Source organism: Listeria booriae (assembly GCF_000766865.1).
Lineage (GTDB): Bacteria > Bacillota > Bacilli > Lactobacillales > Listeriaceae > Listeria_A > Listeria_A booriae.
This window is the reverse complement of record NZ_JNFA01000031.1, coordinates 1-23269: the sequence shown is the minus strand read 5'-3', so window position 1 is coordinate 23269 and position 23269 is coordinate 1. Positions and strand designations below refer to the sequence as shown.

Genomic DNA, 23269 nt, shown 5'->3' with positions numbered 1-23269 from the left:
TATAGAAATAGGTAGGAGGAATGATATTATGTATAATTCGGAATACATTAATAGTCTGACTAATTATAACCGGGTGCTGCTTATGTTGAACAAAAGCGAGGATTTTTATGAACATTCCCGTCAGTTAAAGCTAAAAAAAGGGGAGAAAATATATTTAGACGCGCATCGTGATCATTGCTACCTTATTCAAAGCGGTTTTATACAAGTATCGAATGTCATCGATGATAAACCTAACTTTCTTTATATTTCGCAACATGGGGATTTTCCGGTTCTGCCTGTTGTTAGTAAATACATTCCTAGGGAAATCCGATTGGAGGTGCTTGCAGACGCGCTTGTTTGGGTGATTGATTTTCAGTTTTTGAAGAATTGTTTGCTACTGGAAGATCCGAAAAACTTTGTGCTTATTTCTCAAATGGAGAATGTTATTATTGATATCGCGCGTGTTAATACGTTAGCTCAGATTAGTGCGCAACAACGGATTCAGTATCTTTTAGAGTATCTTGCTGAGAATTTTGGAATCGTTGATGGGCATGGTTACCGACTATTGCCTCCCTTTTTGACTTATAATAAGCTCAGTGAATTTTCGAACCTTTCCAAGAGCCACACGATTAAGATTGTGGAAAAGCTGAAAGAGGACGGGCTTATTACGATAAAAAAAGGGCAATGGATTATTCTTGATATAGACGCGATTCGGGTATCACATTTTTTTGTAGCGCCTTTTATTAATCGGAAAAAATACTAACTAGATTCAGATATGTAAAAAAAGCCTTCTCTCAAAAACTGAAAGAAGGCTTCGGTATATTCTAATTTAATGCCATGCACCTTACTCCGGCGATACATCCATCTGCGTTACCTCTGCAGTTAGCTCAGCCCAGGCGACCTCGCGGCACATGGAAAGCACTGCTTAATGCTGCTTCCTTCCGGACCTGACATGGTTCACAGGTTTCCATTGCGCAAGACCCAGACGTCAACACCACTTACAAAGGGCTGACCAAACAGGTGCAAAGCCTCGGTAAGGAATTCAACCCCACTAGAGCGGATTGTGGGTTACAGGGCTCCGCTACGTCCCCATCTAGCATGACAAATTGGCTGCCGCTTTAAAAACGGCTCACTTATTAATATACCTTTATTTCTGTGAAAGTGCAAGTAGAAACTTGTGCTTTTTGCCTAATTGTAGGTTTTCGTATTTTCTCTAATATTTAAATGCTGTGATGCGGTTACCACGGTGTTATCAGGGATGTTTTGGTTTATCGTACAGCCTGCTCCGATTACGACGTTATTTCCAATTTGCGTACCTTTTAGAATGGTTACGTTAGTGGCTATCCAGCAATTATTTCCTATTATAATTGGCGCAGTGCTGTAGCCTTGTTCTGCGAAAAGGTCTGTTCCTAACGCATATCTGTGGTCATGGTCGTATAAATGAACGTTCTCACCGAACATTACATTGTTCCCAATCGTGATTGCATCGCAACAATTGACAGAACAGTTATTATTGAAAAATACATTGGAACCAATCGAGATATGTCCCTCTGCCAGTGTAACTATTGAGAAGTTACGTCTGAAATAAAGACCTCGACCGATTGAAATCGAAGTTCCGAATAGATTCTTAATAGCAATGTAGCATCGAACTCGCCTAACACCGATGATTCTCTTCCATTTTTTCCAACTTATCATCTTTAACCTCCGGACAATTGAGTTTATAGTACTTCTTCCCATCGCTTCATGATACGAGCTAATTCAAAATCGTGAACCCGTTGTAAGGATAATTGTTGATAGTGCTTTCGGAGCTCCGTGTCGCGTATCAGCGTATGGATGGCTTCAGCGATTTCGTCGATATTACCATTTTCAATTAGCACTCCGTATTTCCCTGCTGCTAGTACTTCGCTTGAGCCGCTTTGTTCGAATGCCACAATTGGGAGGCCGTAACTCATCGCCTCTGCTAATACAAGAGGCATACCTTCCCATCTAGACGTCATGACATAGATAGAACTATTTAAATAATGGTTCTGTAGCTGTGTATCATTCATTTTTCCTTCAAAACTGATTTTTTCTTCTGCATTTAGTTTTTTTCGGAGTGCGTAAAAGCGTTTTATTTCTTTCGGATTTCCGTCGCCTGCCATTTTTATTTGCCAGCCGCTCGGTAATTTCGAGGCAAGTTAAATGAGGTAGTCAATGCCTTTGTGAGGAAAATCGACGCGTCCTGCAAATGAAATTACTTTAGCTGTTAAATTCGAGATTACGTCATTTTTTTCAATTGTTATTGGATTGTAAATTAATCTGGCGTTCGGGGTGTATTTCGAAAAAGTCTGGACGTCTGACTCTGTTAGGCCGATTAAGCAGTCTAATTCGGATAAGCCCTGTATGAAATAACTTCTGCTTCTGACATAGTATTTATCTAAATAGATTAGCGCGTTGTTATGCACCCAGCCAATCGCTTTGATTTCGGGAAATTTCCGCTTAATATCGGGTGCATACGAAATAAATCTGGCAGTCAGAATTACCGTATCGAATTCGTGTTGTTCTAGATAGTTGAGCAAATTAGCGAGTTCTGTTTTATTAGTAAATGCTGGTGATGTTTCTATTTTGAAAATGGCTCTTGCTTTAGTAATCGCTTTTCGGGCTTTATGTGACAAGCCGCTCTTATTTCTCGCAAAATGAAGATTGGCATTTGTTTGGTAATAAGATGTGTTGCTTAGCGTTGAGTATAGCGTCACATTATGGTTATTCTTGACCAATTCATCCGCAATAACACAGGAGACTCTTGAAACTCCACCCATTTCAAGTGCTTCTAACACGATTAAAATTCTTTTGTTCACTTCTATTCTCCATTTCTATATTTAATTGGCGCAATGCCTTTACATATTCATATATTTAGTCTAGCATCAAGTTTTTTCTGAATGAAGAGATAGAAATCACAGTACTATTATTTTTATGGACAGAATTATGTATTTTTAGACACAGATTTGTAAAAGTTGATTTTGAGGGTCAAAAAAGCTTGTTCTAGATGCCGAATATGACATTTTGAACAAGCTCTTGTTTTTATTTAATTTGTAATCGTAATGTTATCGCATCATACGCTGGAATCGTGTTGTTTGTGTTTTGTATAGTTTCTTCGATGGCATTGACTACTTCCCCGCCGTGCAAATCGATTTTTTGCGGTGTACTTGTTGGATTTTCAATGCGGATGATGTATTTATTTGGGTCGTAGTAGGATGGATGGCATGCTGAGATGAGATATTCTTTCGGTAAATGTTGCAGGCCTAATGTTCGTTTTGCGCCTAGTTGTCGTTCGGTTTTCTGGATTTTGTTGTCTAAGCGATGTAAAAAGTGATTGAACGGCTGGCGTTGATAGGACACGGTTTGTTGGTTAAATTCTCTTGTGCGCCAAGCTGTTTTGCGGGCATCGAACGGTTCGGCGCCGAGATAGATGGCTAGTGAGAATTGGTGTGTGCCTATGAGTTGTGCGCCTTCGGTGGGGATAAGGACGTGGCCTTTCTTGGTTGTGTCGCCGGACGCTCGACCTGGTCGGTAGGCTAAATCTGGTTTGCCGAGTTCACCTGTTGTTGCGAGTAGGGTCAGTGCGATGTGCTGGTCTAGCTGTTGGTATTCCTTGATTCCGCGTGTAAAAATGGTACAGCTTTGGGCTTCATTGGTTAATGTTACGCTTTGTTCTAGCGGCTCGATGTCGATCGGCATTTCACTATATGTTTCTTGCCAATTCGCTGGTACGCCTGGTTTTCGTTCGATGTAGCCAAATGGTAAGGAAGCGATATTGTAATCTGTTACAACGCCTGTATTCACTTTCAGGCGGAGACGGTGATTCTTGATTTGGTTGTCGACTCCTATTTCGCAGTCCAATAATTCGCTGCCTTTTTTTAATTCTAGTGTCATTTGAATGCGTAATTCGCCTTGCCCTTTGTTCGCTAAACGGTCTAGTGGCAATGTGTTTGTACCTGTCAAAATTAGTCGCTCTACTTCGCTCGATTTCTCCGTCACTGCTTCTGAAAAAGTGAGAACTCGCGCTATATCTCCTGCTAGCGGTGAATAATCGTACGTATCTCCAGCATTCGCGTCGTCCTCTAATTCGATAGAAGCTGTTTGTTTGCCATTTTCGATTATGATTTCGCCGTGTTCAAAAGCAATTTTGTAAAATTCGTTCTGGATTGATGTGCCGCTTGCTTGCGTCATAGACTCTAAGGCTTGCTGATTTTCTGTAAAATGAATGACGCGGTAGCCGAGGCCTGGGAGCGCCATCTTCACGCGCACTTGAAGGACATAATAGCCCGGCTCCTCGATGTAACGATTCCCGGCTGGCGTTTCTTCCAACACGTTCTGGCGCGGTTCGATAAACTGCTCGTGAATAATTGTCGCGTTCGGAAATTCTGGGAAATGAATGTTTTTATGCTTTGTTACTACTTGAATTTCTTTATAGCCGTCAAAATCGTGTAATTCGGTATTAAAAACGAGAATTTCATTTGCTGCTAGTGACAAGTCGTCGGCGATTTTCTTCACAATCGTGTTTTCTATGCTATCACATAATTCGTCAGCTTCTTTCATACGATGCAAAATATCCTCGGCAACCGCGTCCGAAACACATCCCGCCAAACTATCGTGTGCTTGCCCTTCCAGCAACTTCTTCCACGTATGCATCAGCAAGCGTTCACTAATAGAAATTCCTGATGCCTTCGCGATGACTAGAAGTGGCTCGATGCGAGTTAGCAATTTTTGTTCTAATTCGGCGCTTTTTAGCTTGATGTTCATGCGGCTTGAACCGATTGTTTTGTGTACTCGGGCTAGAACTGGGCTTCGGAATTCGCCGCGATATTCCTCTAAATCAGGCAGTTCTTTCACATATTGGATGAAGTCCTGATACGTGCTTAACGCGTAAGAATGGCGCCCCATCTTGTTTATCTCCGCTAATTTTTCCGCAAAATTGGTAATAATGTTCAGCTGATCATTCCCAGATGGAATCAGAACTTCCGTCGTTTTGCTATACTTTTCAATAAAATCAATCGCTGGATCAAGCCGACCATCCACATACGCCGTCGTTGGCTCAAGCAACATCCCCGTGCCGTAACCTTGGGGCATATTAATCGCGTAAACTGATGAATCTGTGCCAAGACCTTGCCATTTAAAATACGGCGAATTGACATGCTCTCCAAGATGAATCCCACGCCAAAAAATCACATTATCAAACCCTGCGTGCGCCAATAAAGTCGGAATTTGGGCATTAAAACCGAACGTATCCGGCAAATAACCAATTTTCATATAATCGCCGTACTTCTTACTATCAAAAATCCCAATCATCGCGTTTCGCAAAATCGACTCCCCGTGCGCGAAAAAGGCATCGGTTTGCGTAAACCACGGGCCAATAAACAACTGCTTGTCTGCAATTAACTGCTTAATATCCGCCATTTTCTCTGGATACAGCGCGACATAATCATCTAAAATCGACAATTGACCGTCCAATACAAAATTCGCTTCTGGATGCGTCTTTAACTCCTCAATGACTTCCGTAAAAAGTTGTTCACTTAGAACCAGCGCATCGGCCGAAGTGAAATACCACTCCCGGTCCCAATGCGTATGATTCACAATATGTGCTTTTACCATAACTACCTCCGTTTTTTTTAAGCTTCCCATTCTGCTTCATCAAAATCATCTTCGTCTACAGCACCAGCCATTTCTTGTCCTGCACTTGCTTTACGCAAAGCCACTGACATCCCTGCTACGACCAGAGTTCCGACTGCAATGGCAAGAATGTAAACTGGCCAATTTTGTACCGTAAACCAGCCATAAAAGCCGCTGATTGGTGCTTGGTTCACTGCGCCAAGTCCCACAGCGAGTGCGCCACCAATTGCCGAGCCGATAACGGTTGCCGGAATAACTTTTAGCGGGGATTCTACTGCGAACGGGATCGCGCCTTCACTAATGCCGACTAGGCCCATGATAAGTGAGGATTTCCCAGCTTCGCGCATTTCCGCGTTGTATTTGCGTTTTGCGATGAGTGTTGCCAAACCAAGACCAAGCGGTGGAATGATAATCGCTACTTGCGCCGCCGTATTTGGAGCATAAATCCCACTGGTTAAAAGGGCCATCGCCGTTGTTACCGCTGCCTTATTCACTGGTCCGCCTAAGTCAAAACCAACCATCGCGCCAATAATTGCCGCCATCAAAATTTGGTTCGTGCCTGACATACCGTTTAGCCAGCTTTCCAGCGCTTTGTTCAAATCTGCGAACGGAATTCCTACAACATAATTAATAATAAGAACAGTAATCAATGTCCCAAAAACAGGAACTAAAAAGACGGGCACGATGGAAGCCGCAGCTTTTGGCAGTTTCACGTATTTTTTAATTAGAAGACACGCATAACCTGCAATCAAACCAGCTGCTAATGCGCCAAGGAAACCTGCGCCGATATCGCGAGCTAGCAAACCACCAACAAGACCTGGTGCAATCGCTAATTTGTCGGAAATCGAATAACCGATGAACGCGGCGATAACGGGGAACATCATCCCCAATGCCAAGCCACCAAAACCGTCTAAACTATGCAACAATGAAATAATATTATTCGCGCTATCCGCGTATTTTGCGTCCCAAATATCTGTAATACCGTAAAACGAACCGCCAACACGGGCAATCGCCATAATGACGGCACCTGCAATAACGAGCGGAATCATATATGAAATACCTGTTAAAACGTGTTTTTTCAGTTCACTCCCAATTTTTTTGAACATGGTACATCCTCCTTATTTTTCGTCGATTAGCGCAAGCGCTGCGTTGATTACTTTTTCTGCGTCTTTGATTGGCGCGCTCACCGGTACTTCTAGAATGACTTTGCCATCGAAGCGCTCTTTATTGCGAACTTTCGTATCTACTGCAAAAATGACCACTTCGCCAATGTTTACGTCTTTTTCTGTCAACTCGTTTTCGATACCTGTCGCGCCTTGTGTTTCTACTTTGATTAGATTCCCCATTTTTTTCGCACCTTTTTTTAAGGCTTGTGCGGCCATGAATGTGTGGGCTACACCTGTTGCACAGGCAGTTACTGCGATAATTTTGCGTTTCATACTTCTACCACTCCTTCGTTTAAAATTCGGATAACTTCTTCTTGGTCGCGCGTGTTTTTCAAGCTTGCTACTATGTCGTCGTCCATGAGTTTGGTCGCGATTTCAGCAAGGATTTTCAAGTGTCCGTCGGTTTTATCCGAGTCGGTAATTGCTAACAGGAAAATCATATTTACCGGCTCATCATCAAGCGATTCCCACTCAATCAAGGCTTTTGTTCTGGCAAAAACGATAGCTGATTTGGTGACGCTTTCGCTTTTGCCGTGAGGGATGGCGATGTTGTTGCCGATTCCTGTCGTCGCGTGCGCTTCTCGTTCTAAGACGGCTTGGACATACGTTGTTTTGTCCGCCAAAAATCCATGCGCATTCAAAATTTCTGCCATTTCTTCGATTGCCGTTTCTTTCGTCGTTGCTTCTAAATCAAAGACGACCAGTTCTTTTGTTAAAATATCTTTTACTTCCATTACATCCCATCCTTTAATAAATGCTCATAGATTTCAGCCGCGCTCTGTAGTTGGGCAAGCTTTTCCATCCATTTTTTATTATCAATATATTTGTAAAACTGTTCGTACACTGCGTCTAAATCGAGTCCGTTCTGCTCCGTTAAGGCGATAAAGAAGATTTTGTCTACGTCGACGGTTCCCCATTTCACAGGTTTCGCTAAAGTCGCAATGACAATTCGAGATTCCGTGATAAGCGCTGGTTCGGCGTGTGGTGTGGCCATTTCGTCAAACGATGTGAAAGACAAGGCTTCCCGTCGCAGAGCGCTTTCTACGATGCCTGGTTTGGCGATGCCTTCTGTGATTAGCTTGTTGCCAATTTCAAAAATCGCGTCTTCCATTGTAATAACATCGAGTTGCGCAAAAATCGTTTTTGGCTGGATTAAATCAAGAAATGCTTGGCTATATTTCTTTTTTCGGCGTCTCGTTTGTTCCATTTGGCGTTCGACTTGTTGTAAATCGGCTTTACTCATCATCGGACTCACGACAATGCTTGGAATGTCTTCTAGTTCGAGGTAAATCGTGCTGATAACTAAGTCCACGTCCACTTCGGTTTCCATGAGCGCCTGAACGGACAGTATTTTTTCAATTGTAATCATTGGGAAATATTTTTTAATTCTAGCGGCAAGTAGTCTGGATGAACCAAGGCCGGTGCTACACACAAGGATAACGCGAATTTGGTCTGGGAAGGAACGACTTCTTTCGTTATAGGCTTCAAAATGTAACGCGATGTACGCCGTTTCGTCTTCGTTTACCTGCACTTCATATTCCTTTTCAAAATTGGCTTTGAAATACAGCGCTTGTTCAAATGCTTGGGGAAAGTTTTGTTTTATTTTGCTGAGATAGGGATTTTTGAAGTGCATACCGAGTTTTAACCGGTTAATCGCGGATTTCATGTGTGTTGTTAGGCCTTCAAGCAGCTCCTGGTCGTAGTTCGTTTCCGCTAGGCATGTGCTTACAAATGTGGCGACATGGTCTTCTGTGGTGCGTTCATTTACGAGCAGTTCGTCGTGGCGCTGGTTGTAGGCGGCGGTCAAGTGAAGCTGAATATATCCTACTTCGAATGTTGGAATCTTGATAGATAGGCGTTGTTCTAACATATTGACTAGGATTTCGGTGTTTTGTTGCTGTGATTCGAAGACGTCTTTCATTGGATCGATTCCGATGTTTTCCACGTATTCTTCTTTGCGAATTCGCTCGACAGCAATGGCCAAATGAATGACGATGGATTGAAACGCGTAATCCGTGAAGGCAAAATCATGTTTTTCACTGAATTCTTGAACAATCGCAATGATTTCTTTCAGGCCTTCTTCTGGAAAAATGCCTGTAACATCTGCTTGAATCGTGTCGAAAGCCTGCAATACTTTTTCGCCTTCTTGTTTCAAATACCAATTGTTGCCCCAGAAGTTATTGATGAATTTGGATGTTAGGGCGCGCTTTTCTCGCTCGCTAATAAGTAATTTCATCCCCTTACTAGGCTTTTTATACAAGGTGACGCCTTCTTTTTCAAGCAGTTTTCCGACTTCTAGCATGTCTTTTTCGATGGTACCGCGGCTGATGTAGAGCGCTTCTGCGAGTTGGTGAATCGTGATGTAGTCGTCTGCTTTTAGTAATGTACTGAAAATGTAGATGACACGTTCTTCTTTTGTTGATGGAATCGTGCTGACTTGATTGTCCAGAAAGCGCGTAACTTGAGCAAGCGCGTTGCTATCGCCTTCCATGTATACGCCGATTTTTGGTTTGCGAACGACCGTCATATTGAAACTTTGCAGAAACTGATCAATTTCTTTTAGTGAATTCGAGACAGTTTTTTCTGAGAGTCCGAGGTGATTCGCGATATTTCCAACACTTGTTTGACCTGTTTTCATGAGAAACTGAATGATATTTTTTTCGCGATTTGCAATCATTTTCGTTACCGCTTTCATTTTTAATTTCCTTTCCCTACGCTTATTCTATTACAAAGTTCCTCCTCCCGAAAACTACGAAAATTACCGCATTGAATACCGTAATTTTGGGATATTGCTGTTGAATTGGGAGAATGATAGATTTAAATGGCACCACTAACCTAGAAAGGAAGCTTTTAATTATGTTGATTTATTTTATCGCTTTACTCCCTGTTCTTGGGTGGGGATTCATGCCGATTATTGCAAACTTGCGAAAAAGTACCCCCGAGGAACAGCTTTTGGGGACATCGATTAGCGCGCTATTGTTTGCTTTCGTTTTATTCTGGATTTTATCGCCAGAGATAACAAGTCTTTCTTTTATTGTGAGTTTTGTTTCAGGAATCTTTTGGAGTTTTGGACAATTACTGCAATTTAAAGGGATTGCGGCTTCTAGTGTCGCCAAAGCTATGCCGATTTCGAACGGGACACAATTGATTGGCGCGACACTTTTTGCGGTTCTTGTTTTTCAAGAGTGGCAGACGATGACGGCCGTTGTGATTGGTATTTTTGCAGTAATTTTAATATTGATTGGGGTTGTAATGACCGGTTTTCAAAAACGTGGGAATCATATCACGGAGTCGGTTTCCATTCATGTCTACGGTATCGTTATTTTATCTTCGTTCTTTTTAACGCTTTACGTAGTGACAAACCAGCTGTTTCATGTCACTGGCTTTTCTATCATCTTACCACAAGCCATCGGGATGCTGACATGCGCCATTGGCATTAACTTAGCGAAAAAATCTACCATTTCTAGCAAAAATGTAGCCTTCAATCTGATGACCGGACTTTCTTGGTCAATCGCGAATTTAGGCATGTTCTTGGCGACTGCGGTACTTGGAGTTGCGACCAGCTTCTCGATTTCGCAAGCCTGTGTTATTGTAGCGACAATTGGTGGGATTTTAATATTTAAGCAGAAGAAAAACTTGTTGGAATGGGGGTTTATTATTTCGGGGATTGTGTTAATTATGATTGGGGTTGTGTTGCTTAGTATATTGAAATAGAGAAAAGGAATGGAGTCAGCAGTCGACTTCATTCCTTTTCTTTATATTGGATTACTTAAACTACGACTACCATTAGAAATAAAGCTATTTTAGAATTAAAAATTTCAAACTCCAACTCCATAGTAATTCGTTTTCATTTAGATATTCGTTCCAAATTTTCGCTTCCATCGTTTCCAATCAAGTAATACCAACTGTTTTGAATCCGTAATCCATCCATCAGAAATAAGCTCTTTTCTGATTATACTCAAATATTCACGGGTACAATTAGCGTACTCTGCAAGTTCTCGCTGTACCAATATTTTGGGTACATGACAATCACTTGCAATCTGATCTCCAATATCATTGGCAATTTGAAAAAGTATATTCAAAAATCGCTCTTTTGCTGGAAAATAAAGAATTTCGAACTTAGTAAATATCTGCGTTAAAATGTAATCGTTCCATTTCTTTTCTGCATCAAACGAATTATTTGATGCTATATCCGACGTTTCCAGCAGAATAACATCACACTTTGCTTTGTACACGATTGAATTTTTAAAGTTAAGCTTATCACTTGTTATAAAAATGTTCCCTGGCCCAATAAAACAGATTAACCTACCTGACGTCGTGCACTCAATATAGCCTTCAATCAAGCTTAATCCTCCTGATTGTGTTACCTTCTCACCTTTTTTTAAATAAATTAAATCTTGTTCTCTCATCATTGGTTACTCCTCTCTCTACTTTCTTATTAAAGCCACAAAATCCCCTTGCGCTATCACTTTCACTAATGACACCAGCCCCCTCCATAAATTACTGACCTTAAACTGATGCTTGATTAAAAAAACGGGAAGCAAGCATTATTTTAACGGCCTAATTTGATTAACTAGTATTTCAGTGATTTCATCTTTTAAGTGCATAAGTGTTCCTTTTTAAGCGCCCAGTTCGATTAACCATCCAACTCATTATTTCGCTAAAACTGCCAGCATATGAACCATCTCTTTTTGTACCTGCTGCTGATCGTAAGGAATCGCAGAATCAAAAGCATTCTGACGTAACCGAGCTTTTTCTTCCTCACTATTGGCGTGAAACGCTAGCAATTTTTCCGCAATCGAATAAGGATTTCCGACTTCTGTTAAGTAACCGTTTTTTCCTTCCACAAGGTAGCCTTGAATCCCTGCAATCTGGCTTCCAATCACTGGAATCCCGCAAGCCATTGCTTCAAGTCCAACAAGGCCCAGACTTTCCCCTTTTCTACGGCTTGGGAAAACAAACACATCCATTTCGTTGTATAGCGCCGCCAGTTCTTCTTGTGGCAATAAATCATAACAACGTACCACATCTTCTAATCCTAAGGCTTGAATCATTGCTTCTTTTCGCGGATTTTCTTTCCCACTTCCAACCATAATTAATTGCGCCGGTCGATTCGATTGATGCTTAAATTCAGAAAAAGCTCGCAACGCGTCATCCCATCCTTTATCAACATCAATCCGTCCAACATAACCCACCTGAAAAACAGACGGATCTTTCACTATGTGTTGCGGTGTAAAAAGCTCGCGGTTGACGCCTCCTGATGGAGAAATCAAGACGTCCTGAGATGCAAGCTTATATCGTTTGACAACCACCTGCTTAAAATAATCTGACGGGACGACAACATGACTTGCTTGTTTTAGAAGTCGCGCTACCCATTTTTGTAAACGTTCTTGGAGACGGGTTTCCGGGAATACATCACTTCCATGGAGGTTAACAATAAGATTTATTTGGCGCTTCAAAAACTTAGCACCTAAAATCGGGAACGCGCTGTGAGACGCATAATGCAAGTAGACTATATCGTATTTTTTAAATAATAAGGTAAAGAAAATGCGACAGTAAAATTGAATATAAAGCCATAATTTCTTCATTTTATTTAACTCTTTTCTCATCGTAATCGTCTCTATTTTGTCTGCTGCTTCTTTTAACAAGCGAACATGGTTTTTAACAAAAATGCCGTAAGATGGGTATTCTTTCGATGGAAACATATTGGAAATAACAAGTATTTTCATGCTTCAATTCCTTTCTCGTGTGAAATAGATTGTTGCCGCTTGGCGTAATAAGAACGATATAGCGTGCGAAGTAAGGGAATGTAGATAATGATAATGCACAACAATACGGCCACATTAATAATCGAGATCAGCCACACCGTGTGAATCATACTATTTAAACTAGCTGCGACAACAAGTAACGAGGTTGTCATCATATGTGTTTTAACAGAAAAGCCTTTCCAAATCCGCATCGAGAAATACGTCCGTGCCAAGAAAAACGCAATGTAAGCGGATCCTGTTGCAATTGAAGCTCCAATCGCTCCATATGTTGGCACGAGTAGCAAATTCAAGCCAACAGATACAATCAGCGCAATAATAGAAACAAGAATGTTCAGCGAGCTTCGTTTCAGAAAAACGATACCTAGATTCGTCGTCTCACTCACTGTCATCATCAGGGGATAGAAACATAAGAATGGGAAAATATACTGTGCCTGACTATACTCTGGTGACAAAACCAGCATAATCACGCCTTTAAAAAGAAGTAGCCCCATGAAGAGAATCGCGATGAGGAACATAATGCTATCGCTCACCAATTTAAAATAGTGCATCGGTTTTTGCTTTTTATACCAGGCATACGCCGTCGGTACCCAAAAGTTAGAAAATGTTGTCTGCAAAATCAATAGGGCACTCGCAATTTTAAAAGCGGCCGTGTATAAGCCCAGCTGTTCAAAGTCACAAAAATAACGGATAAACAGCTTATCAATAACCACAAACATGCTATAAATTACCGTCGCCGCTGCAATCGGCAGACCAAACTTGGCGAGTCTCGGATAAAGGTCTGGATCTGTTTTAACCGGACTCATATAAAGAATTCGCACATTTCGGAGCATTAAAATAGTGTCTCCTATTACTTGTCCAATAATAGTGGCATAAATCACCGTGATAAACGTATGAGGAAAGAATAAGAGGAAAAGAACGGTGCAAAGTAAGATACTAAATTTCACGATAATATTGAACAAGGAAAATTCCAACGCTTTGTTTTGCATCCGAACGTACAAGAATAGAAATCGCTCAAAGATAAGAAAAGGGATGGATGCTGCGATGAGATACACCGCATGATAATACATGTCACTGCCAAACAAAAAAGCAGAAATAGGCTTGGCAAAATAGCACATCAAACCAATGACAACACCGGAGAATAGAAAAGGAACCACTATCGCCGTGCTAAACAGTTTTTTCTTATTTGGATACTCGTAAAATTCACGTGCAAAGGCTTGATCGTAACCTAAATAAATAACACAAATTAACAATGTCTGCGCCAGCATAAACATACTGGTTTTACCGTATTCTTCTGGGGAGATAAAAAACGTAATAACTGGAATCGTCAGCAAATTTAATAGTGCCGCGCCGAGGGAACCAACTGCAAATTGCATCAAACGTGTTACAAAAGCTTTCATTATTTTTCACACAAACTTTCTTTTTGTAGGAATAGGCCACCGCATACGAGACCGAACAAAGTGGATGATAGAGCGGAAAATAAAACATGACCGGCAAAAACGCCATAAAGTATGAGGATGAGGAAAAGCATACTGTAGATGCTTCGTTTTTTGCAGGCTGTTACAAAAAAGAAGAGTAAGAGACTTAGAGTAACTAGGAGACCCAAAATGCCCAGCGAGAAAAATACGTCAAAGAAATCCATTTCCACTAAATCGCCTAGTCCCCATGTCGCGACACGATGACTAAATCCATAACCGAAAAGTTGTGTTATCAAGTTTCCGCTATCTATAAAAGAGCGGAAAGCCGAATCTAGAAATTCACTGCGCGAACTTGTGATAAACCGGACTAAATCGCCGTTGTACAAGGTGTAGAAATACGTGAGTCGTTGTACAAGTCCAGACATCGTCTCGACAATAAAAGCGCGACCTTGGAATAGAATAAACGTCAACACCGTAACGACTGTCACGCCTACCCCCCATTTCACAGCTGGACCAACACGTTTTTGAAAGAAGAAAAAGCGCAGAAGTAAGAAAATCGTTAACACGACGCCGTATACAATCCCCGTTTTCGTTCCTAAAAGCAACAAGCTAAGCAAATTGCCTAAATAGAGCAAAGCCAACATCAGACGTGTCCGTAATCTCGTTGCCTTCGTCTGTCGAAACAAATACCAACCCGTGAACGTCGCCGACACAATGAATCCAATTGTCGTATCATTATTAGCAAAGAAAAAAGCCTTATACCCTGCATCCGAACCAGCATATGTTTGATTACCAATCCCAAGTGTATACGGAATAAGTAGTCCGAGCGTAAAGAAGATACTAATCGCTAAGAAAATTTTTTCATAACTCGTTTCCATCAGCTGATTCCGCCTTTGATAGACGTAGTAAGGAATAAGCGCCCAAAGGAAAAACTTAGTCATATTCGTCAGATCATAGAAGAGCGCCGACACATCATTTTGTAATACGATAGTCTGTATGAACAGCGCGATTACACCATACAAGATAAAGGTCATAGACAGTATCGTGTAGAGCCTTTTTGGGAATCCTTTTCTAGCGATTTGAAAAACGAGAAAGCCAACACAAATCAGGCGATAGACAACACCGATAGGGAGGTTGATACCAGCTGACAGCACAAATCCATTCAGCGCATCGACGACAGGGAACATGGCGAATAAAATGATGAAAATTTTGGTTTCTTTGAGCAACGTTATCCTTACCTCTCTTGTTTAATCACTTTGGCAGGTACCCCACCAATCACACTATATGGCGGATATTTTTTAGCTGGCACAACGGCACCTGCTGCCACCACGCAACCATCTGGAATTTCCGCACCTGCTAAAATGGTGACACGCGTCCCAATCCAAACGTCATTGCCAATAAACACAGGTTTTTTTGTTGTTCCACTATCTAAAATCTTCTCCCTGCCATTAATACAGTGCGTATCCGTTAAAATCACCACATCTGGCGCCATCAATACATCATCACCAATATGAACAGGAGCCGTCGCAATAATGCGCGCATTGTCCCCAATCGACGAACGTTTACCAAGGTGAATATTTTTAGGATGGCGTAATTTCAACTTAGGACGCAAATTGCTGTTTTTGGCACAACTTCCAAAGAAAGACTGGGCCATCTGGTTCTTTATGTGACGAATAATCCGTCCAAAAAGCAATCGATTCGGCATCGGAAGCACATTAAAGACTGAGAAAGTCCATTTTGCTAACATCTTATTGCCGCCACCTTTCTTGTATAACTTTTGACATAAAACTTAGGTTACCGATAAAATAACGTTTAAACATGCGCTTTGGTTCTTGCATAAATCGGTAAAACCACTCGAGCCCTGTTTTCTGCATCCATTGCGGCGCACGTTTCGTTACACCAGCCATCACATCAAAACTACCGCCGACGCCCATCACAAATGGTGCACCCATAGTGTCCTTATAGGCATGAATCCACTGCTCTTTTTTAGGGCTGGAAAAAGCAACAAAGACGATATCGGCTTTCGATTTTCGAATATCCAGCGCAATCTCTTCTGATTCTATGTCGTCAAAATACCCGTTTCGATATCCAGCAACCGCCAGATTCGGATACTGTTGCTGATGTAGGCGGACGACTTCTTGCACTACGTCCTCTTTAGCACCGAAATAATAGACACGATAGCCCTTCTCCGCACTCTTTTTCACTAACTTTTCAAACAAATCGATGCCTGTAACTCGTTCCTGAGCTCCATGTCCCAGGAATTTCATCGCCCATACAATCGACTGTCCGTCCGCATTAATCAGCGGTGACGCATTCACAATAGCCGCTAATTCCTTGTTTTCTGCCATCAAATTAATTTTGCTAGCGTTAATAACAACATGTTGCACCGGCTTTCCAATTTGAATAATCGATTCGACTTTATCCAAAGTTTCTTGCATCGTAAGCAAATCGACATAGCTACCTAACAAAAACGCTCGTGCCATACTATATTTCACTTCTCCTCTGACTTAATAGGCGCCATTCGGGACAAAAATAACCCGTACCGTTCTGAGTAATATTTGGATATCTAGCGCAAAACTAACTTTCTGAATATACTCCAAATCCAAATCCACCATTTCTGCAAAACTCACATCATTACGTCCACTCACTTGCCATAATCCTGTACAGCCTGGAGTAATGGATAGTCTTCCATAATCACGTACAGAATATTCAGCGACTTCACGTTCCAGTGGCGGTCGTGGTCCGACAAGGGACATATTTCCTTTTATTACATTGAGAAGTTGTGGTAATTCGTCAATACTTGTCTTTCGTAAAAAACTACCTAGTTTCGTAACCCGTGGATCGTGTTTCATCTTAAACATCGCACCTTCTACTTCATTGAACTGAAGCAGCTCCGCAAGCTTTTCCTCAGCATTTGGAATCATCGTACGGAATTTATACATCAGGAATCGTTTTCCATTTTTTCCAATTCGTTCTTGTTTAAAAAATACAGGAGCTCTCAAGTCGCTTAATTTAATAATTAATGCTAAGATGATTAAAAATGGCGTCAAAAGAAGTAGGCCAACGCTTGCACCGAGCACATCCATTACGCGTTTGACAATCGGGTAAAATTTAATAGTTGTTTTTGTGGGCTTAGCCACACTTTTCATGGATTCCATGGTAATCTCCTTATTGATAGTAGTAGTAATTATCCGAATTATTCGTCACACGATTCAAAACCGTACCAATAATCGGAATATGTGTTTTTTGAAGTTGTTGCACTGCTATTTTTGCGCGTTCTTTTAGCGTTTTGTCACTACAGAGCACGACAATTGCGCCTTCTACATAGGGGGTTAAAACAAGCGCATCCGATGAAGCTAAAATAGGTGGGGTATCAATAATAATTTGATCGAATTGTTCTGATAAATGCTTTAACAACTGCTCCATTCTATTAGAGCCTAATAATTCATTTGGATTAGGCACCATGGTACCACTCGTTAAAACCATTAAATTTTCGATTTCTGTGGGGTGACATACATCTTTAAACTCTGTTTTGCTATCTGTAAGCATATTGGATAAACCAACATTATAAGGAATGCCAAATGTACGGTGACTTGTCGGCTTCCTCATATCTGCGTCAATTAATAATGTTTTGTTACCCTGCTTGGCATAACAAATTGCAAGATTCGCTGATACCGTGGATTTTCCGCTTTCTGGTTCTGGCGAAGTTACTAAAATAGATCGGTATTCTTTATCTACGGATGAAAAATGAATGCCTGCCCGCAACGTCTTGAATTGTTCCGAAATCGGCGAGCTTGGATTTACTGCGGTAATTAACTTTCTTTTGGTTATTTTTGGCCTACTCAATGGACATTATCCTTTCCGCTTCTTTCGTTTTCTCCCTGTTTGCTTTCCTTGTAAGTCCTCATCTTTTATTTCATTAATAATGGACAACACGGGAAGCCCCAACGTTTGTTCTATATCCTCTACTGTTTTAATAGAGCGGTCAAATAAATTACGAATAAACATGATAATAATTCCCAAAATTATTCCTAACAAGGCGGCTACAACAATGAGTAACGTAGTATGAGGTTTTATTGGTGCTGCGTCTGCATCTAAAGAAGCTTCTGATAAAACATAAATATTATCAATTTTCATTATTTTCGGAACGTCTTTACTAAATATTCGGACCGTTTCATTAGCAATTTTAACAGCGTCTGAAGGATTAGTGCTCTCCACGTTAATTTTGATGACTTGTGAATCTGAGGTGCTATTTACTTTAATCATTTGCTCCAGATCTTTCGTTGAATAAGCGTCATCCATGTTGTTAGATACTTGTTCCAAAATTCGTGGGCTCATGATAATCGATGTATACGTATTAATGAGTTGTAAGTTCGCCTCCACATCTTGTGACTGGACAATCGTGTTTTGTGGAACAGACTGATTGATTAATACTTGCGTTTCACTCTGGTAGATTGGTGTCGAGAAGAAATACAGGTAGCCACTCATAAGCAAGGTGCACACACACGCGCTGATAAAAATAATCCATTTATTCTTCTTCAGCAGATCCCATATTTGTTTTATATTCAAACTATCTTCCATTGTTTCCTCCTGGCTTATTCCGTTATTGGAACTAACTTTTTACTCCCCTTCTTCATCTCATACAAGTTTCCCATATTGTAAATCACCATTTTTTCCAGCTCTGGAATGACATGTTTTGTATCGAATATATTTTTCTGTTTCATGCCTTCAAATTGTGTTGCAGTTACCGTTTTAAATTCACTATGGTCCGTTAGAACACAGACTAAATCTGCATTTTCTACCGCTTTTTCCAAATCTGACTCAATCCAAGGTGCTTTCACGTGTGGATCAAATACGACCAATTCAAAATCGGTTTCTTTTTCTAGAAGCTGTATAATGTCAATGGCTGGGCTTTCGCGGATATCATCCACATCCCCTTTATACGTCGTGCCAAAAACGGTCACTTTTTTACCATCGATGTTTGCCATCAAGCCTTTTATGTTTTCCACAATAAAGTCTGGCATCGAACTATTAATAGCGCGTGCTTGCTGAATCAATGGTGTATTTTCTGGTGTCGCAGCAACGATGAAGTACGGATCGACCGCTAAGCAATGACCGCCAACACCTGGTCCTGGGGAATGTAGGTTCACGCGAGGATGCTTATTCGCCATCTCGATGACTTCCAGTGCGTTAATACCAAGCGCATTGCCAATTTTGGCTAGTTCGTTCGCTAGCGCAATATTGACATCGCGATACGTATTTTCTATCAATTTCGATAGTTCCGCTGCACCCGCAGATGCTTCGATGAGTTCTCCTTGTACAAAGACGCCATACACTTTTTTTCCTGCTTCGACACACGCTGACGTCAACCCACCGATAATACGGTTATTATGCACTAACTCGTGAATAATTTTCCCAGGTAATACGCGTTCTGGACAATGTACTAAGAAGATATCTTGTCCCACGATAAATCCTGCTTCTTCCAACATCGGCTTCACGACATCTTCCGTCGTGCGTGGTGCAATTGTGGATTCTAATATCAAGACATTACCTTTTTCCAAATAAGGGATTGTTTTCTGAATGGCATCTTGAACATGCGTTAAGTCGCAGGATAGATAGGTATCCGCTCTATTCGGCGTTGGTACGGCCACGATAAAAACATCCGCTTTCTCTAGCTGCAACTGCGCCTTAAAATTTCCAGATAGTAAGGCTTTCGTTAGCTCTATTTGAAGCCCGGGTTCCTCAATGTGGATTTTTCCTGCGTTAAGCATGTTCACTGCGTCTTCTTTTAGATCGATACCTACTACATTTTGCCCGTGATTAGCAAACATAATAGCTGTTGGCAAACCGATATAGCCTAACCCAATTACTGCGATTTTCAAAGAATCATCTCCTCGTAAATTTTAAAAATTACTTACTGTCTGGAATCATAATTTTCCATGTTGCAAGTATTTTGGGTTTGTCTTTTCCAAATGTCACTGGTTGATAAGAGAACTCACCAGACTTCACGTCTTTCGGTATTTCAAAATTCACGGCACCGCTCGCTGTTTTACCAGGTGCAATTTCTGTCCCTATATTGTTCGCATCGGCTTTCACGTTGTATGTTTTATCGCCAGCTTTCAAAATAAAGTCATTGCCGCCGATACCATATTTACTGTCTGTTTCATTTTTAAAAGTCATGTTTAGCTGGACGATATTTTTGTCGCCTTTTCCATTTTCTGTTGTTTCGATATTTTTAATTTGCATATCAATATTATTTACCGTCTTAACTGGATACGTTGTTTCTTTCTCCACTTTTGTTTCTTGTTTTGTCTTTGGTGCTTCCTCATTAGAAGTGGATGTAGAACAGGCGGCTAGTGATAAAGCACCGGCTCCTAGCATTGCAATTAACATAACTTTTTTTAGCATTTGATTACTCCTTTGTATTGCATTATTTTATATAGAGCTGTCCACTTTTAAACAGCTATTTTTCAAAGCCATTTTTTAAAAGTGTGTGATGACTAAATGATATTTAGTCATCACACCGGTTTGTATCAAGTGTTTACTTAACTGTCAGGTCTACTTCTAGAGCTAATCCAGTGGAGTCATAACCAAGAACAGTTACTTTTGTTGTTGTATCTGTAATTTTATCTTTTGCATAATATTTGTATGTGCCGTTTGCATTTACTGGGACTTTGCTGTATGTTGTGTCTCCAACTTTAATAGCAACGTATTTGATACCACCTGTAAATGTACCCGTTACTTCTTTTGTTGTACCCACTACAAAATCATCTGCTGTCATCGTTGGTGCTACGCCTGGATCGATGGTTACTGCTGATTGAGCAACAACCGCACCAGTAGAGTCATAACCTAAGACTGTTACTTTGTTATCTTTGTTTGTTACTTTATCTTTGATGTAATATTGATAGCTACCATCTGTGTTTACTGGAACTTTACTATATGTTGTGTCATCGATTTTAACAGCAACATATTTCACGGAACCTGTATATGCTCCGGTAACATTACTATCGCCTAGTTTATACGTGTTCGCTGTTAGAGTTGATTTGTTTTCTGGTGTGATAGTGACAGGTGCTGTTACAATTTGCGTGCCTGTGCTGTCGTAACCGATAATGGAAACTGGCGTTGTTTCATCTGAAATCTTGTCTTTTGCGTAATACTGCCAGTTTGTGCCATCCAATACTGCAACCTTGTTGTAAACTGTATCTCCAACTTTAAGCGCTACATATTTCACGCTACCATTGAAAGTACCTTTAACATACGTATCTGTTTTCAGTTTGAATGCGGCTGGTGTAATTGTGCTTTGTCCAGCTGGATTTTGCGAAACAGTGATTGCTTCTGTATCCACTAATGTTCCAGCGGCATTGTAACCTTTTACAAGAACAACATCTGTTGGAGCTAGAATTTTACCTTTCGCATAGTACTGCCAGTTTGTAGCATCAAGCACACCAACTTTAGCTGATTCTACGCCATTGACAACAAGTGCAATTGTTTTTACATTCCCTGTAAATGTACCTTTTACATAAGAATCTGTTGAAATCGCAAAATTCTTAGGATTTGCTGTAAGGTCACCGGTTAAGCTTTCTGGTCCAGCAACTGGAACGTCAGATGTAGCAACAACAGTGCCTTCTGAGTTGTAACCAATCAGTTTTACAACATCCGTTTCATTAATGATTTTGTCTTTCGCATAGTACTGAAGCTTACCTGCACCTGTTACTGCAACAGCAGGGTACACTGTTCCATTGACAGAAATAGCTACTTTACTTACAGAACCAGTGAAATTACCAGTTACAAAATTCGTAGCACCTACAATGAACTCATCTGCCTTAACTGTACCTTTTAATAGGTTACCGTCTTTCAATGTTACTTTCGCGCGTGATAATTCTTTGCCTGATGCATCTGTAGCAACAATATACGCGTCTTGTGTGATGCTAGTAATCTTGTCTTTCGCATAATATTGGAACTTCCCAGATACTGGAACAGTTGTATATTTCGTATTATCTACTAGAAGATATACTTTTGTTGCGTCTCCAGAAACTGTTGCTTGAATATTAGAATCATGACCGACATAGTATGGTGCAGTAACTACGACTGTTCCTGTTGCTTGTTTTGTAACCGTTGTTGAAGCGCTAGATGTTTTACCATCTTTTGTTGCTGTCGCTGTTACCACTGTGCCTGCTGCTTGTTTTGCAATTGTCAAGCTGTACTTGCCATCTGATCCTACTGTTCCTGATCCGATTATTGTTCCGGCCGCATTTTTGATTACGATTGTTGCGTTCGGTTCTGCTGTTCCTGTTGCTACTGTAGAATCAGTTGTTAAAGCACCAATTGTTGTTCGTGCAATCGTTTGTCCTGCTGTTACAATTGTGTTTGCAGTAGCAATCTTGCCATTTTTTGTAGCTGTAGCTGTTACTACTGTTCCTTCTGCTTGTTTCGGAATTATCAAGCTGTATTTACCATCTGATCCTACTGTTCCTGATGCAATCGTTGCTCCTGCTGTGTTTGTAAGCACGATTGTTGCATTTGGTTCTGCTGTTCCTGTTGCTACCGTGGAATCTGCTGTCAAAGCTTCAATTGTTGTTGGGGCGATTCCATCACGTATTACTGTTGTATTTGTACTTGCTGTTTTACCATCTTTTGTTGCTGTTGCTGTTACTACTGTTCCTTCTGCTTGTTTCGCGATTGTCAAGCTGTAAATACCGTCTGATCCAACGCGTCCTGATGCCAATTCCTTACCATTTTGATCTGTGATAACGATGGTTGCGTTTGGTTCTGCTGTTCCTGAAACAGATACAGAGTCTGTTGTTAGTGCGTTAATCGTCGTTTGATCAATACTGTCACGTACAACGATAGTTGACGCCTCAGATTCAAGACCTCCTAAAGATGCTGTTGCTAAAACAGTTGTTCCTTCTGGTTGTTTCGCAATCGTCAAGCTGTACTTGCCATCTGATCCGACACGCCCTGTTGCCAATTCCTTACCATCTTGATCTGTAATAACGATAGTTGCATTCGGTTCTGCTGTTCCTGAAACAGATACGGATTCCGTAGTAATTTTGTTAATTGTTGTCGCATCAAGTTCACCGCGAACGACTGTTGTTTGTGCTGTAGATGTTTTGCCGTTTAATGTTGCAATCGCAATTACTTCTGTTCCAGCGGTTTGCTTCGGAATGGTAATGCTGTACTTGCCGTCTGATCCTACTTTTCCTGAACCAAGCACATCACCAGCATTATTTTTTATCTCAATCGTTGCATTCGGCTCTGCTGTTCCTACAGCAGTTGTTGATTTTGTTGTTAA

Annotated in this window: 22 protein-coding genes and 1 other RNA gene; 2 read left to right on the top strand and 21 right to left on the bottom strand. The window is 41.0% G+C overall.

Features of this window, described 5'->3' with window-relative positions:
- The first annotated feature begins 28 nt into the window (after window positions 1-28).
- Window positions 29-742, top strand: coding sequence for a Crp/Fnr family transcriptional regulator (locus tag EP57_RS15610; RefSeq protein WP_036088250.1), 714 nt, complete (start codon window positions 29-31; stop codon window positions 740-742).
- Window positions 743-814: 72 nt separating this feature from the next.
- On the opposite strand, the gene ffs is transcribed toward EP57_RS15610, so the two are convergent.
- The 9 genes from ffs to EP57_RS15575 form a co-directional block, all read right to left on the bottom strand.
- Window positions 815-1081, bottom strand: an RNA gene (gene ffs / locus EP57_RS16765) — signal recognition particle sRNA large type.
- 86 nt (window positions 1082-1167) lie between these two features.
- Window positions 1168-1674: an acyltransferase gene (locus tag EP57_RS15605; RefSeq protein WP_036088248.1), complete on the bottom strand. Its 507-nt coding sequence runs from the start codon at window positions 1672-1674 to the stop codon at window positions 1168-1170.
- A 23-nt stretch (window positions 1675-1697) separates the two neighbouring features.
- Window positions 1698-2126 (bottom strand): glycosyltransferase, encoded by a 429-nt coding sequence (locus tag EP57_RS16760; RefSeq protein WP_255309238.1) that lies wholly within the window; start codon window positions 2124-2126, stop codon window positions 1698-1700.
- Window positions 2127-2156: 30 nt separating this feature from the next.
- On the bottom strand, window positions 2157-2816 hold the full coding sequence (locus EP57_RS16755) for a glycosyltransferase family protein (RefSeq protein ID WP_077916886.1): 660 nt from the start codon (window positions 2814-2816) through the stop codon (window positions 2157-2159).
- Window positions 2817-3039: 223 nt separating this feature from the next.
- A complete protein-coding gene (locus tag EP57_RS15595) occupies window positions 3040-5610 on the bottom strand; it encodes an alpha-mannosidase (RefSeq protein ID WP_036088246.1) in 2571 nt (856 codons plus the stop codon).
- Window positions 5611-5627: 17 nt separating this feature from the next.
- Window positions 5628-6734 carry a PTS fructose transporter subunit IIC gene (locus EP57_RS15590; RefSeq protein ID WP_036088244.1) on the bottom strand — a complete coding sequence of 369 codons (1107 nt, stop codon included), beginning with the start codon at window positions 6732-6734 and terminating at the stop codon, window positions 5628-5630.
- A 12-nt stretch (window positions 6735-6746) separates the two neighbouring features.
- A complete protein-coding gene (locus EP57_RS15585) occupies window positions 6747-7067 on the bottom strand; it encodes a PTS fructose transporter subunit IIB (protein ID WP_036088242.1) in 321 nt (106 codons plus the stop codon).
- A complete protein-coding gene (locus EP57_RS15580; RefSeq protein WP_036088241.1) occupies window positions 7064-7528 on the bottom strand; it encodes a PTS sugar transporter subunit IIA in 465 nt (154 codons plus the stop codon). Before EP57_RS15580 ends, EP57_RS15585 begins: the two co-directional genes overlap by 4 nt.
- Window positions 7528-9489, bottom strand: a complete 1962-nt coding sequence (locus EP57_RS15575) for a BglG family transcription antiterminator (protein WP_036088239.1) — start codon at window positions 9487-9489, stop codon at window positions 7528-7530. Before EP57_RS15575 ends, EP57_RS15580 begins: the two co-directional genes overlap by 1 nt.
- Window positions 9490-9650: 161 nt before the next feature.
- Here EP57_RS15575 and EP57_RS15570 point away from each other — a divergent pair, with 161 nt between their 5' ends.
- Window positions 9651-10508, top strand: coding sequence for a GRP family sugar transporter (locus EP57_RS15570; protein ID WP_036088237.1), 858 nt, complete (start codon window positions 9651-9653; stop codon window positions 10506-10508).
- 137 nt (window positions 10509-10645) lie between these two features.
- Here the strand turns inward: EP57_RS15570 and EP57_RS15565 are convergent, their stop codons facing one another.
- The 12 genes from EP57_RS15565 to EP57_RS15510 form a co-directional block, all read right to left on the bottom strand.
- Window positions 10646-11206 (bottom strand): cyclic nucleotide-binding domain-containing protein, encoded by a 561-nt coding sequence (locus tag EP57_RS15565; protein ID WP_143812820.1) that lies wholly within the window; start codon window positions 11204-11206, stop codon window positions 10646-10648.
- Window positions 11207-11446: 240 nt separating this feature from the next.
- A complete protein-coding gene (locus EP57_RS15560; protein WP_036088232.1) occupies window positions 11447-12523 on the bottom strand; it encodes a glycosyltransferase in 1077 nt (358 codons plus the stop codon).
- Window positions 12520-13959, bottom strand: a complete 1440-nt coding sequence (locus EP57_RS15555; RefSeq protein ID WP_036088231.1) for an oligosaccharide flippase family protein — start codon at window positions 13957-13959, stop codon at window positions 12520-12522. Before EP57_RS15555 ends, EP57_RS15560 begins: the two co-directional genes overlap by 4 nt.
- Window positions 13959-15203: an O-antigen ligase family protein gene (locus tag EP57_RS15550; RefSeq protein ID WP_036088228.1), complete on the bottom strand. Its 1245-nt coding sequence runs from the start codon at window positions 15201-15203 to the stop codon at window positions 13959-13961. Before EP57_RS15550 ends, EP57_RS15555 begins: the two co-directional genes overlap by 1 nt.
- 8 nt (window positions 15204-15211) lie before the next feature.
- A complete protein-coding gene (locus EP57_RS15545; RefSeq protein WP_036088226.1) occupies window positions 15212-15724 on the bottom strand; it encodes an acyltransferase in 513 nt (170 codons plus the stop codon).
- A gap of 1 nt (window position 15725) precedes the next feature.
- A complete protein-coding gene (locus EP57_RS15540) occupies window positions 15726-16460 on the bottom strand; it encodes a WecB/TagA/CpsF family glycosyltransferase (RefSeq protein WP_036088225.1) in 735 nt (244 codons plus the stop codon).
- 24 nt (window positions 16461-16484) lie between these two features.
- Entirely contained in the window at window positions 16485-17135 is a 651-nt protein-coding gene (locus tag EP57_RS15535; RefSeq protein ID WP_052167722.1) for a sugar transferase, read from the bottom strand.
- Window positions 17136-17145: 10 nt separating this feature from the next.
- Complete coding sequence (locus EP57_RS15530) at window positions 17146-17823, bottom strand: CpsD/CapB family tyrosine-protein kinase (protein ID WP_036088221.1); 678 nt, start codon at window positions 17821-17823, stop codon at window positions 17146-17148.
- Between the two features lie 6 nt (window positions 17824-17829).
- Window positions 17830-18558: a YveK family protein gene (locus tag EP57_RS15525; RefSeq protein ID WP_036088219.1), complete on the bottom strand. Its 729-nt coding sequence runs from the start codon at window positions 18556-18558 to the stop codon at window positions 17830-17832.
- A 14-nt stretch (window positions 18559-18572) separates the two neighbouring features.
- Window positions 18573-19859 carry a nucleotide sugar dehydrogenase gene (locus EP57_RS15520; protein WP_036088217.1) on the bottom strand — a complete coding sequence of 429 codons (1287 nt, stop codon included), beginning with the start codon at window positions 19857-19859 and terminating at the stop codon, window positions 18573-18575.
- Between the two features lie 28 nt (window positions 19860-19887).
- A complete protein-coding gene (locus EP57_RS15515; protein ID WP_036088215.1) occupies window positions 19888-20385 on the bottom strand; it encodes a DUF4352 domain-containing protein in 498 nt (165 codons plus the stop codon).
- A 133-nt stretch (window positions 20386-20518) separates the two neighbouring features.
- On the bottom strand, window positions 20519-23269 hold a 2751-nt coding region (locus EP57_RS15510), incomplete at its 5' end, for an immunoglobulin-like domain-containing protein (protein WP_036088214.1).